This is a genomic window from Roseicyclus sp. (assembly GCF_052168335.1).
In the GTDB taxonomy this organism is placed as follows: Bacteria; Pseudomonadota; Alphaproteobacteria; order Rhodobacterales; family Rhodobacteraceae; genus Roseibacterium.
The window spans coordinates 1-10244 of sequence record NZ_JBQLZP010000065.1; the positions used below are offsets into that span (position 1 = coordinate 1).

The window sequence follows — 10244 nt, forward strand, 5'->3', positions numbered from 1 at the left end:
AGGGGAGCGGCCGCGGGAAGGCCAAGGGCAACATGGCCATCGAACTGACGGTCGATGCCATGGAGACCGCCGAGCATGTCGATCACATCGTCCTCTTCTCGGGCGACGGCGACTTCAAGCCGCTGGTCGAGGCGCTCCAGCGCAAGGGCGTGCGGGTGTCGGTCGTCTCCACGATCCGGTCGCAGCCGCCGATGATCGCCGACGACCTGCGCCGCCAGGCCGACAACTTCATCGAGCTCGACGAGCTGAAGGAAGTCATCGGCCGCCCCCCGCGCGAGCCGCGCTACGACCGCTCGCGCGACGAGGCGACCGTCGAGGAGTGAGGCGTCGCGCCGGGTCCGGCGCGGCGGAATACCGACACCTGGAAGCGTTGCACGTTGCCCTTCGGGGTGACGTGTTCGTGGCGTTCGGCACCAACCGTCTCGAAGCCTCCGGGGACGAGCGCCGCGACCTCGTCGGCCAGCGCCTCGGGCGACCAGCGCGCGACGGGCAGTCCCGAACAGCTCTCGGGCCCATCCTCGGCGAAGGTCGCGACGATGGCGTGCCCTTCGGGACGCAGCGCATCGGCCATGGCCGCAAGGTAGGCCGCCCGCGCCGACCTCTCCGTCAGGAAGTGGAACACCGCCCGGTCGTGCCAGAGCGCCCAGGCGCGATGCGGGCGCCAGCGCGTCACGTCGGCCTCTATCCAGCGGACGTCCCGCGCGAGGTTCCCGAGCCTGTCGCGCGTCGCGGCAAGGGCCGCCGCCGAGATGTCGAGCACGCTCAGGTCGCGATAGCCGCGCGCAAGGAGCGCATCGACCAGCCGCGACACCCCGCCGCCGACATCCAGCACCGGCTCGCCTGGCCCGGCATGGGCCGTCACGAGGCGGAGCGAGACCTCCGGCTCGGCCTCGAACCAGGTCAGGTCCGCCTCCTGCCGCGCGCCAAAGACGCGGTCCCAGTGCTCCGGCCCGCCGGTCATCGTCCGTCCTCCATCGCATCGCGTGCGTTGATCTCGTCGTGGAAGCGGATGACGCGCTCGGGCCAGGTGGACTTGATGTGGCTGAGGACGGCGACGATCTCCGCCTCGCTCAGCACGTCGCCGAAACCGGGCATGTCGCTTTCGTAGCCGCCGCCCACCACGGCGGCCGTTCCCCGCGTCGTGATGTCGATCAGCAGCCGGTCGGGATGATGCCAGGTGTGCCCGCTCTCGTCATGGGGCGGCGCGGGCAGGCGTCCGTCCGGCAGCGCCACCTGCCAGTCGGGCTGGCCCTCGAGCTCCGCCCCGTGGCAGGCGGCGCAGTGCGCAGCATAGACCTCGGCGCCCAGCGCCACGACCCCGGCGTCCTGCCAGCGGAGGATCTGTCCCGGCGCGGCCTCCCCGGCATCCGCGCGCCAGAGCGCGAGGCCAATGGCGGCCGCCAGCACGGCGAAACCCGCGAGGGCCGGGATGATGCGTGGCATGGCGTCCTCCTCTCTCCTTCCCTCAATCTCGCCACGACGTCGGCTCGACGCAAGAGGCGGGCTGGACGCCCCGGCGCGGAGGCCCTACCTCTGGTTGCAAGCCACCTCCTGCCCGAAGACCGAGAACGCCATGTCCAAGCCGCCGCTCACCATCTACCTCGCCGCGCCGCGCGGCTTCTGCGCGGGCGTGGACCGGGCCATCAAGATCGTGGAGATGGCGCTCGAGAAATGGGGCGCGCCGGTCTACGTGCGCCACGAGATCGTCCACAACAGGTTCGTCGTGGACGACCTGCGCGCCAAGGGCGCGGTCTTCGTCGAGGAACTCGACGACTGCCCGAACGACCGGCCGGTGATCTTCTCGGCCCATGGCGTGCCCAAGGCCGTCCCCGCCGAGGCCGCGCGGCGCGAGATGGTCTACGTGGACGCGACCTGCCCGCTGGTCAGCAAGGTCCATATCGAGGCCGCGCGCCACCACGAGAACGGCCTCCAGATGATCATGATCGGCCATGCCGGACACCCCGAGACGATCGGCACCATGGGCCAGCTCCCCGAGGGCGAGGTGCTGCTGGTCGAGACGGTGGAGGATGTGGCGCATGTCGAGGTCCGCGATCCTGCGCGTCTCGCCTTCGTCACGCAGACGACGCTGTCGGTCGACGACACCGCCGACATCGTCGCGGCGCTTCAGGAGCGGTTCCCCGCCATCGTCGGCCCGCACAAGGAAGACATCTGCTACGCCACCACCAACCGGCAGGAGGCGGTCAAGGCCATGGCGCCCCGGGCCGACGCGATGCTGGTGGTGGGGGCGCCCAACTCCTCCAACTCCAAGCGCCTGGTCGAGGTGGGCACGCGCGCCGGCTGCCCCTATGCGCAACTCGTCCAGCGCGCCACCGACATCGACTGGCGGGCGCTCGAGGGGATCGCGACGCTCGGCATCACGGCGGGGGCTTCCGCGCCGGAGGTGTTGGTCGACGAGGTCATCGACGCCTTCCGCGACCGCTACGACGTGACGGTGGAGCTGGTGGAGACCGCCAAGGAAGACGTCGAGTTCAAGGTCCCGCGCGTCCTGCGCATCCCGGCCTGAGGCGCGGGTGCAGGAGGGCTTCGTCACCTTCGACGCCGTGGTGGAGCCTCTCGACTGGGGCCGCACCTACACCATCGTCCGCCTGCCGCCCGAGGTCGCCGCAGCCCTCGGCGATGCGCGGCGGGTCGAGGGCGAGTTCGCGGAGCATCCCGTCAACCTCGCGATCACCCGCGCGCCCGTGGTGGACGGGCCCTTCCTCTGGGCGGGCAAGTCGCTCCTGACGCGCGCGGGGCTGGTCCCCGGCCAGGTCTTCGAGGCGCGTCTGCGTCCCGCGCCCGACGACGCGGTGGAGACGCCGCAGGACGTGCTGAACGCGCTCCGCTCGGGCGGCGTCCTGGATGCCTGGGAGGCGTTGACGCCCGGCAGGCGGCGCGGCCTCCTCTACCGCATCGACACCGCGAAACGGCCCGAGACGCGGGCGAAGCGGATCACCGAGCTGGTGAACGCCCTCGACACCGGAGAATGACCCCATGCTGAGCCTCCAGTTCCTGATCACCGCCTTCATCGTCGTCATCGCGCCCGGCACGGGCGTGGTCTACACGCTCGCCATCGGGCTCGGGCGGGGGCGCGCGGCCTCGATCTGGGCGGCCTTCGGCTGCACCATCGGGATCGTGCCGCACCTTCTGGCGGCGACGCTCGGCCTCGCCGCCGTGCTCCATACCTCGGCGGTCCTCTTCAACGTCGTGAAGGTCGCGGGCGTCGCCTACCTCCTGTGGCTGGCGTGGAGCGCGCTCCGCTCGGGCGGGTCGATGCGGGTCGAGCCGCGCGGGCAGGTCGAGGCGGGCTGGGTCACGGCACGGCGGGGCGCGCTCATCAACATCCTGAACCCGAAGCTCTCGATCTTCTTCCTCTCGCTCCTGACGCCGTTCCTGACCGGCAACCCCGCGACGGCGACGGCCGAGATCCTGCTTCTGGGTGGCGTCTTCATGGCGATGACCTTCGCGGTCTTCGTGCTCTACGGCCTCTTCGCGGCCACGGCGCGCGACTGGCTCCTCGCCAGCGAGCGGGCGATGCGCTGGCTCAACCGGGGCTTCGCGCTGGCCTTCGCGGCGCTGGCGGGGCGGCTGGCGCTCGAGCGCGCCTGAGCCCTTGCCGCGCCGCGCCGCCCTTGGCAGAGAGGGCGCATGACGCGCATTCCTGCCTCGCCTCTCCTCCTCGGCCTCGCGGGCCTCCTGCCGTTCATCTGGGGGGCGGCGACGACGCTCGCGCCGGGCCTCGCCGCGCCGCTCACCGACGTGCTGCCCGGACGCTTCATCGGCCCCGCCGTCCTGCAGATCTACGGCCTCGTGATCCTGTCCTTCATGGCTGGCGTGATCTGGGGCTACGCCACGCGGGCGGAAGGGTCGCAGGCGGGCCTTTTCTACGCGCTCTCGGTCCTGCCGCCGATCTGGGCATTCTTCGCCGCCACCGGCGCGACCGGGCCCGCGCTCGTCGCGCTGATCGCGGGGTTCGTCGCGCTCCTGCCGATCGACTGGACGGCCGCGCGCGCGGGCCTCGCCCCCGGCTGGTGGATGTCGCTGCGCCTCCTGCTCACCACCATCGTCGTCCTCTGCCTTCTCGTCGGAGCCCTCGCGTGAGCCTCACCCTCTGGTCGATGCCGTCCTCCGGCAACAGCTACAAGGCGCGGCTCCTGCTCGCGCATCTGGGGCGCGCCTATACCCACATCGCCTGCGAGGCCGGGTCCGAGGCGCTCGCCCGCGCCAAGGCCGAGGGGAACGCGCCGCTCGGCAAGCTGCCGGTTCTGAGAACCGAAGCCGGGGAGTTGCTGCCGGAATCGAACGCGATCCTCTGGTATCTCGGGCGCGGCACGGACTGGGTGCCGGAGGAGCCGGTCGCGCAGGCGCGCACGCTCGCCTGGATGTTCTTCGAGCAGAACCAGCACGAGCCGGTGATCGCCGTGCGCGCGTCGCTCCGCTGCTATCCCGAGCGCGCGGCGCAGGCCACGCCCGAGCGCATGGCGGCGCTGCTCGAGGCCGGGCACGGCGTTCTCGGCGTGATGGAGGCGGCGCTTGCCCGGGCCGACTGGTTCGGCGGCACGCGCCCCTCGATCGCCGACATCTCGCTTTTCGCCTACACCCACACGGCCGAGGCGCGCGGCGGCTTCGAGATGGCGCGCTTCCCGGCCGTAACGGCTTGGTGCGGGCGGATGGCGGCGCTTCCGGGCCACGTCGCCCTCGACCATCTGCCGTGAGCCTTGCCGCCTCCGGCAGGCCCGGCTAAGGCACGGCCATGCCCAAGCTCTATGCCTTCACCGACGGCGCCTGTTCCGGCAATCCCGGCCCCGGAGGCTGGGGCGCCCTGTTGCAGGCCAAGGACGGCGAGACCGTGCTGAAGGAACGCGAACTCAGCGGCGGCGAAGCCGAGACCACCAACAACCGGATGGAGCTTCTGGCCGCCATCGCCGCCCTCGAGGCGCTGGAGCGGCCATCGCGCATCACCGTCGTGACCGACAGCGCCTATGTGAAGGGCGGCATCACCGAGTGGCTCCACGGCTGGAAGCGCAACGGCTGGAAGACCATGGCCCGCAAGCCCGTGAAGAACGAGGATCTCTGGCGCCGCCTCGAGGAGGCCGCCGCGCGCCACGAGGTCACGTGGGAATGGGTCAAGGGCCATGCCGGCCACCCCGAGAACGAGCGTGCTGACGCGCTGGCGCGCGCGGGCATGAAGCCCTTCAAATGATCGCGACGCTCGCCCTCGACTACGCGGCCGCCTTCGTCTTCGCGCTGACCGGCGCGCTGGCGGCCAGCCGGGCGCAGCTCGACATCATCGGCTTCTTCTTTCTCGCGGGCCTGACGGCGGTGGGGGGCGGCACGCTCCGCGATACCATCCTCGACCGCGATCCCGTCTTCTGGGTGGCCGATCCCACGCCGCTCGCCATCGCCTGCATCGCGGCGCTGATCGTGTTCTTCACCGCGCACCTCCTCGAAAGCCGCCTTCGCGTGCTGATCTGGCTCGACGCGCTGGCCCTGCCCATCGCCGTCGCGGCGGGGGTCAGCGTGGCCGCCTCGCTCGGCCAGTCGGCGGCCATCGTGCTGGTGATGGGCGTCGTGACCGGCACCTTCGGCGGGCTGATGCGCGACGTGGTCGCCAACGAGGTGCCGCTCGTGCTGAAGCAGGGGGAACTCTACGTCACCGCCGCGCTGGCCGGCGCTGGCGCCGCGCTGGCGGCACCGCTGGTGACCGAGCACCCGGCGGCACCGATCCTCGCCTGCATCGCCGTGACCTTCGCGCTCAGGGCCGGGTCGCTCGCCTTCGGCTGGCGCCTTCCGGTCTACAAGCCGCGACCGCCGCGCAGTTGAACCTCAGTCGAAGGTTCCCGTTACCCGGCCGAGCAGCATGAAGGCGCGCGCCGTCCGCGTCTCGGACAGCCGCGCGATCTCCTCGTCGGAGGCATGGCGCTCGAACTCCATGAAGGTCCGGTCGAAATGCCGGAGGAAGTGGTGCGCGGCGTCGCGGAAGACGGGGTCCTTCTTCATCCGTCCCGCCGCCAGCACCAGCGACGAGCGGTCGTAGATCCCGCCCAGCGCCGCCACCGCGCGACCGCGCTCGCCCTTGGCGAAGCGGCGCCAGATCTCGGGCCGGGCGCGGTCGGGTTGCAGGTCGTCCATGTAGATGCCGTCCTGGCTGAGCAGCGTCAGGACGTCCTGGCTCGCGCGGACCAGCCGCTCGGTGCCCGGATCCTCCAGCGCGCGGCGGAGCGTGCGGAACCCCTCCTTGTCGTGCTCGTTTTCGGGGAAGTTCATCGCCTTGATGAAATCCGCGACCGAGATCGGCTCGCGCCGCGCGGGCTCGGCGAAGGCGAGGGCGGGCTGCGGGACATCCGGCTCGGCGGCGGCGGCGACGGCGGCGCGCGTCTCGGGCGGAGCGATGGCGCGGAGCGAGGTGAAGGTCGGCGGCTGCCCGCCTTCGGGCACCTGCACCTGTGCGGCCACGAGATCCTCGAGACGCCGCATGAGGTCGGGCGTGAAGTCGAGCTCCGCGCCCTGCTTCTGCTCGACATAGGCGATGCGCATCGCGTCGATCGAGGCCTGGAGCCGCGCCGCCTCCTGCCGCAGCGCGCGCGCCGTCCGCGCCGCCACGGCGCCCACCCAGATGAGCGCGACGGGCAGGAGGATGGCGAGGACCGCGAGGACCGAACGCGCCACGCCGCCCGCGCCGCCGGCGTCATCGCCAAGGCCGAAGAAGACGACCGACAGGAGCCAGATCAGCGTCAGGACGCCCGCCACGATCTCGATCAGGGTGATGCGCGGCTCGTTCCCCGTCCGCGCGTAGAGACCGAGCTCGAGCGGAGAGGGCTTTCTGTCGTCGGGCATCTGGCGGGCGGGCCTTCCGTCGGATGGAGCGCGCGGGGCCGCTCAGACGTAGGAGACGCTGACGATCTCGTAGTCCTTGCTGCCGCCTGGCGTGCGCACCTCGACGCTATCGCCCTCGTCCTTGCCGATCAAGGCGCGGGCGAGCGGCGAGTTGATGTTGAGGAGACCCTTCTCGATGTTCGCCTCGGACTCGCCGACGATCTGGAAGGTCTTCTCGACGTCGTCCTCGTCCACCAGCACCACGGTCGCGCCGAACTTGATCGGGCCGGAGAGGGTCCTGGGGTCGATGACCTGCGCCAGCGCGATCATCGCCTCGAGCTCCTTGATGCGGCCCTCGATGAAGGACTGCTTCTCCTTGGCAGAATGATACTCCGCGTTCTCCGAGAGGTCGCCATGCTCGCGCGCCTCGGAGATCGCCTGGATGATCGCCGGCCGCTCCACGGACTTGAGCAGCTTCAACTCGTCGTTGAGGGCCTTGAGCCCCGCGGGGGTCATCGGGATCTTGTCCATGTGAGCCTGCCGAACAAAAAAGCGTGGCCGCGCGAGCGCGGCCTTGAGACGCAGACGGTAAGCACGAAATCCGGGCGGTTCAACCGGGATTGTGCGGGGCGGCGAAAAACCGGGCCGGGGCTCTCAGTCCGCGAGCGGCAGCGTGGGCGCGGCGGCGCCGCGCGTCGGCGTCTCGGGCTCTCCGTCGGCGCCGCAGGCGGCCAGCAGCGCCACCATCGCCAGGGCCGGCAGGGCGCGCGTCGCGTGGCGGCGGAACAGGTCGCGTCTCATGGCTCCAGCCTTTCCTTCCAGCGGGCGATCTGCGCCCTGACCTGCACCGGCGCCGTCCCCCCGTAGGAGGTGCGCGACGCCACCGAGTTCCGCACGCCGAGGACGCCGAAGACGCCGTCCGTGATCCGCGGCTCGACCGAGGCCATGTCCTCCAGCGTCAGGTCCGGCAGGTCGCAGCCCCGCGCCTCGGCCATGGCCACCAGCGTTCCGGTCACATGATGCGCGTCGCGGAACGGCATGTCCAGTGCGCGCACCAGCCAGTCGGCGAGGTCCGTCGCGGTGGAGAAGCCCGAGGCCGCCGCGCCCTCCAGCACGGCGACGTTCGCGGTCATGTCCCGCACCATCCCCTCCATCGCGGCGAGCGCCAGCATCAGGCTGTCGGCGGCGTCGAAGACCTGTTCCTTGTCCTCCTGCATGTCCTTGGAATAGGCCAGCGGAAGGCCCTTCATCACCGTCAGGAGCGCGACGTTCGCGCCCAGGATGCGCCCGATCTTGGCGCGGATCAGCTCGGCCGCGTCGGGGTTCTTCTTCTGCGGCATGATCGAGGAACCGGTCGAGAAGCGGTCGCTCAGCGTCACGAAGCGGAACTGCGCCGAGGTCCAGATCACCAGCTCCTCCGCCATCCGCGACAGGTGCATCGCGCAGATCGTGGCGGCGGCGAGGAACTCGAGCGCGAAGTCGCGGTCCGAGACGGCGTCGAGCGAATTGGCGCAAGGTCTGTCGAAGCCCAGCATCTGCGCCGTCATGTGCCGGTCGATCGGAAAGGACGTGCCGGCGAGCGCGGCGGCGCCGAGCGGGCTTTCGTTCATCCGCGCCCGCGCGTCGCGGAAGCGCCCGGCGTCGCGCCCGAACATCTCGACATAGGCCATCATGTGATGGCCCCAGGTCACCGGCTGCGCGGTCTGGAGATGCGTGAAGCCCGGCATGACCCAGTCCGCCCCCGCCTCGGCCTGGGCCAGAAGCGCGCGCTGCAGCGCCTCGAGGCCCGCGATGGCGGCATCCGTCTGCTCCCGCACCCAGAGGCGGAAGTCGGTGGCCACCTGGTCGTTGCGCGACCGCGCGGTGTGCAGCCGCCCGGCGGGCGCGCCCACGATCTCCTTCAGCCGCGCCTCCACGTTCATGTGGATGTCCTCGAGCGCGGTCGAGAAGGCGAACCGCCCGGTCTCGATCTCTGACAAGACCGTGAGAAGCCCTTCCCGGATCGCGTCGGCGTCGCTATTCGTCAGGATGCCCGTCGCGGCCAGCATGGCCGCATGGGCGCGGGAACCCTCGATGTCCTGGCGCGCCAGACGTCGGTCGAACCCGATCGAGGCGTTGATCGCCTCCATGATCGCGTCCGGCCCGGCGGCGAAGCGCCCGCCCCACATCGCGTTGGAACCCGTTTCGGTCATGTGTCGCTGCCTCCCGGAGGGATAATCGATGGTCCGCATGCTGCTCGCCGTCCTCTACCTCGCGCTCGCGGGCGGTGCAAACGCGCAGGGGCTCGACGACCTCCTGACCGGCGAGATGCGCGGCCTCGTGATCCACGACGAGCCGCAGGAGGCCTCCGCCCTGCCCTTCCTTCGGGTCGACGGCACGGAGGGCTCGCTGGCCGACTATGCGGGGCGCGTCGTGCTCCTGAACTTCTGGGCGACCTGGTGCGCGCCCTGCCGCGAGGAGATGCCCTCGCTCCAGAACCTCCAGGACATGAAGGGCGGCGAGGACTTCACGGTCGTGACCCTCGCCACCGGCTTCAACCAGCCGCAGGCGATCCGCCGCTTCTTCGAGGAGACCGGCGTGACCGACCTCCAGCAATACCGCGACATCAACCAGCAGATCGCCCGCGAGATGGGCGTCTTCGGCCTGCCGATCACGGTGATCCTCGGCCCCGAGGGACGCGAGATCGCGCGGCTGCGGGGCGACGCGCACTGGGACAGCCCCGAGGCGGTGGCGGTCATCGAGGCGATCCTCGCGGGCAACTGAGCGGGGGCGTTTTCCGCACGGAAAACGCCGGAAAATTCGAATTTTCCGGCGCTCTACCCCAGCGTCGCGACCTCGGCATGGCGGTGGCACGTGGTGAGGTGGTCGTTCACGAGTCCGGTCGCCTGCATCCAGGCATAGACGATCGTCGGCCCGCAGAAGCGGAACCCCTCGGCCCGGAGATCCTTCGACATCCGCGCCGACAGCGGCGTCCAGGCCGGCACCTCCGCCGCCGAGGAGAAGGCGTTGCGGATCGGTGCGCCGTCCACGTAGCGCCAGCAGAACGCGGAGAATCCGTCCCGCTCCTCGATCCGGAGGAAGGCCCGCGCGTTGCCGATGGCGGCCTCGATCTTGCCCCGGTGCCGCACGATGCCCGGATCGGCGAGGCATCGCGCGACCTCCGCCTCGCCCCAGCGGGCGACGCGCTCGGGGTCGAAGCCCTCGAAGGCGTCGCGGAACGACTCGCGCTTGCGCAGGATCGTGATCCACGACAGCCCCGCCTGGAAGCCGTCGAGCACCAGCTTCTCCCACAGCGCGCGGCCGTCGCGCTCGGGCACGCCCCATTCGGTGTCGTGATAGGCGACGTAGAGCGGGTCGGTCCCGCACCAGCCGCAGCGCCCGTCCCCGGCCATGCCGCGTCTCCGGATAATTCTACTGAAAGTCGAAGC

At 70.9% G+C, this 10244-nt stretch carries 16 protein-coding genes; 9 read left to right on the plus strand and 7 right to left on the minus strand.

Annotated features, from left to right (window positions below; genetic code table 11):
- On the plus strand, nucleotides 1–323 hold a 323-nt coding region (locus ACTS11_RS02145; RefSeq protein ID WP_442638704.1), incomplete at its 5' end, for an NYN domain-containing protein.
- On the opposite strand, the gene ACTS11_RS02150 is transcribed toward ACTS11_RS02145, so the two are convergent.
- On the minus strand, nucleotides 284–961 hold the full coding sequence (locus ACTS11_RS02150; RefSeq protein WP_442638705.1) for a class I SAM-dependent methyltransferase: 678 nt from the start codon (nucleotides 959–961) through the stop codon (nucleotides 284–286). The two genes, ACTS11_RS02145 and ACTS11_RS02150, sit on opposite strands and share 40 nt — an antisense overlap.
- Complete coding sequence (locus tag ACTS11_RS02155) at nucleotides 958–1443, minus strand: c-type cytochrome (protein ID WP_442638706.1); 486 nt, start codon at nucleotides 1441–1443, stop codon at nucleotides 958–960. The genes ACTS11_RS02150 and ACTS11_RS02155 overlap by 4 nt, the downstream gene beginning before the upstream one ends.
- A 130-nt stretch (nucleotides 1444–1573) precedes the next feature.
- On the opposite strand from ACTS11_RS02155, the gene ispH reads away from it, so the two are divergent.
- Genes ispH through ACTS11_RS02190 form a run of 7 tightly spaced genes read left to right on the plus strand, consistent with a single transcriptional unit; the run spans nucleotide 1574 to nucleotide 5823 of the window.
- Nucleotides 1574–2524: a 4-hydroxy-3-methylbut-2-enyl diphosphate reductase gene (gene ispH, locus ACTS11_RS02160; RefSeq protein ID WP_442638707.1), complete on the plus strand. Its 951-nt coding sequence runs from the start codon at nucleotides 1574–1576 to the stop codon at nucleotides 2522–2524.
- Between the two features lie 7 nt (nucleotides 2525–2531).
- Complete coding sequence (locus tag ACTS11_RS02165; protein ID WP_442638708.1) at nucleotides 2532–2990, plus strand: YdeI/OmpD-associated family protein; 459 nt, start codon at nucleotides 2532–2534, stop codon at nucleotides 2988–2990.
- Nucleotides 2991–2994: 4 nt separating this feature from the next.
- On the plus strand, nucleotides 2995–3609 hold the full coding sequence (locus ACTS11_RS02170) for a LysE family translocator (protein ID WP_442638709.1): 615 nt from the start codon (nucleotides 2995–2997) through the stop codon (nucleotides 3607–3609).
- A 39-nt stretch (nucleotides 3610–3648) separates the two neighbouring features.
- On the plus strand, nucleotides 3649–4101 hold the full coding sequence (locus tag ACTS11_RS02175; protein ID WP_442638710.1) for a DUF3429 domain-containing protein: 453 nt from the start codon (nucleotides 3649–3651) through the stop codon (nucleotides 4099–4101).
- On the plus strand, nucleotides 4098–4715 hold the full coding sequence (locus tag ACTS11_RS02180) for a glutathione S-transferase family protein (protein WP_442638711.1): 618 nt from the start codon (nucleotides 4098–4100) through the stop codon (nucleotides 4713–4715). Before ACTS11_RS02175 ends, ACTS11_RS02180 begins: the two co-directional genes overlap by 4 nt.
- 38 nt (nucleotides 4716–4753) lie before the next feature.
- Nucleotides 4754–5203 (plus strand): ribonuclease HI, encoded by a 450-nt coding sequence (rnhA, locus tag ACTS11_RS02185; RefSeq protein WP_442638712.1) that lies wholly within the window; start codon nucleotides 4754–4756, stop codon nucleotides 5201–5203.
- Nucleotides 5200–5823, plus strand: coding sequence for a trimeric intracellular cation channel family protein (locus ACTS11_RS02190; protein WP_442638713.1), 624 nt, complete (start codon nucleotides 5200–5202; stop codon nucleotides 5821–5823). Before rnhA ends, ACTS11_RS02190 begins: the two co-directional genes overlap by 4 nt.
- A gap of 3 nt (nucleotides 5824–5826) precedes the next feature.
- Here ACTS11_RS02190 and ACTS11_RS02195 read toward each other — a convergent pair whose 3' ends face one another.
- From ACTS11_RS02195 to argH, 4 genes are all read right to left on the minus strand, one after another.
- Entirely contained in the window at nucleotides 5827–6837 is a 1011-nt protein-coding gene (locus ACTS11_RS02195; RefSeq protein ID WP_442638714.1) for a hypothetical protein, read from the minus strand.
- Between the two features lie 42 nt (nucleotides 6838–6879).
- Complete coding sequence (gene greA / locus ACTS11_RS02200) at nucleotides 6880–7347, minus strand: transcription elongation factor GreA (protein WP_442638715.1); 468 nt, start codon at nucleotides 7345–7347, stop codon at nucleotides 6880–6882.
- Between the two features lie 123 nt (nucleotides 7348–7470).
- Nucleotides 7471–7617, minus strand: coding sequence for a hypothetical protein (locus ACTS11_RS02205; protein ID WP_442638716.1), 147 nt, complete (start codon nucleotides 7615–7617; stop codon nucleotides 7471–7473).
- Nucleotides 7614–9008 (minus strand): argininosuccinate lyase, encoded by a 1395-nt coding sequence (argH, locus tag ACTS11_RS02210; protein ID WP_442638717.1) that lies wholly within the window; start codon nucleotides 9006–9008, stop codon nucleotides 7614–7616. Before argH ends, ACTS11_RS02205 begins: the two co-directional genes overlap by 4 nt.
- Before the next feature lie 28 nt (nucleotides 9009–9036).
- Here argH and ACTS11_RS02215 point away from each other — a divergent pair, with 28 nt between their 5' ends.
- Nucleotides 9037–9579 carry a TlpA family protein disulfide reductase gene (locus ACTS11_RS02215; RefSeq protein WP_442638718.1) on the plus strand — a complete coding sequence of 181 codons (543 nt, stop codon included), beginning with the start codon at nucleotides 9037–9039 and terminating at the stop codon, nucleotides 9577–9579.
- Nucleotides 9580–9632: 53 nt separating this feature from the next.
- Here the strand turns inward: ACTS11_RS02215 and ACTS11_RS02220 are convergent, their stop codons facing one another.
- Nucleotides 9633–10208, minus strand: a complete 576-nt coding sequence (locus ACTS11_RS02220; protein ID WP_442638719.1) for a DNA-3-methyladenine glycosylase I — start codon at nucleotides 10206–10208, stop codon at nucleotides 9633–9635.
- Nucleotides 10209–10244: the final 36 nt, after the last annotated feature.

What these genes read in the sequence shown, in the direction of transcription:
- greA (WP_442638715.1), bottom strand. Translation starts at nt 7,347, where the DNA reads ATGGACAAGATCCCGATGACCCCCGCGGGGCTCAAGGCCCTCAACGAC.
- ACTS11_RS02155 (WP_442638706.1), bottom strand. Translation starts at nt 1,443, where the DNA reads ATGCCACGCATCATCCCGGCCCTCGCGGGTTTCGCCGTGCTGGCGGCC.
- ACTS11_RS02190 (WP_442638713.1), top strand. Translation starts at nt 5,200, where the DNA reads ATGATCGCGACGCTCGCCCTCGACTACGCGGCCGCCTTCGTCTTCGCG.
- ACTS11_RS02220 (WP_442638719.1), bottom strand. Translation starts at nt 10,208, where the DNA reads ATGGCCGGGGACGGGCGCTGCGGCTGGTGCGGGACCGACCCGCTCTAC.
- ACTS11_RS02195 (WP_442638714.1), bottom strand. Translation starts at nt 6,837, where the DNA reads ATGCCCGACGACAGAAAGCCCTCTCCGCTCGAGCTCGGTCTCTACGCG.
- ispH (WP_442638707.1), top strand. Translation starts at nt 1,574, where the DNA reads ATGTCCAAGCCGCCGCTCACCATCTACCTCGCCGCGCCGCGCGGCTTC.
- argH (WP_442638717.1), bottom strand. Translation starts at nt 9,008, where the DNA reads ATGACCGAAACGGGTTCCAACGCGATGTGGGGCGGGCGCTTCGCCGCC.
- ACTS11_RS02170 (WP_442638709.1), top strand. Translation starts at nt 2,995, where the DNA reads ATGCTGAGCCTCCAGTTCCTGATCACCGCCTTCATCGTCGTCATCGCG.
- ACTS11_RS02150 (WP_442638705.1), bottom strand. Translation starts at nt 961, where the DNA reads ATGACCGGCGGGCCGGAGCACTGGGACCGCGTCTTTGGCGCGCGGCAG.
- ACTS11_RS02205 (WP_442638716.1), bottom strand. Translation starts at nt 7,617, where the DNA reads ATGAGACGCGACCTGTTCCGCCGCCACGCGACGCGCGCCCTGCCGGCC.
- ACTS11_RS02175 (WP_442638710.1), top strand. Translation starts at nt 3,649, where the DNA reads ATGACGCGCATTCCTGCCTCGCCTCTCCTCCTCGGCCTCGCGGGCCTC.
- rnhA (WP_442638712.1), top strand. Translation starts at nt 4,754, where the DNA reads ATGCCCAAGCTCTATGCCTTCACCGACGGCGCCTGTTCCGGCAATCCC.
- ACTS11_RS02215 (WP_442638718.1), top strand. Translation starts at nt 9,037, where the DNA reads ATGGTCCGCATGCTGCTCGCCGTCCTCTACCTCGCGCTCGCGGGCGGT.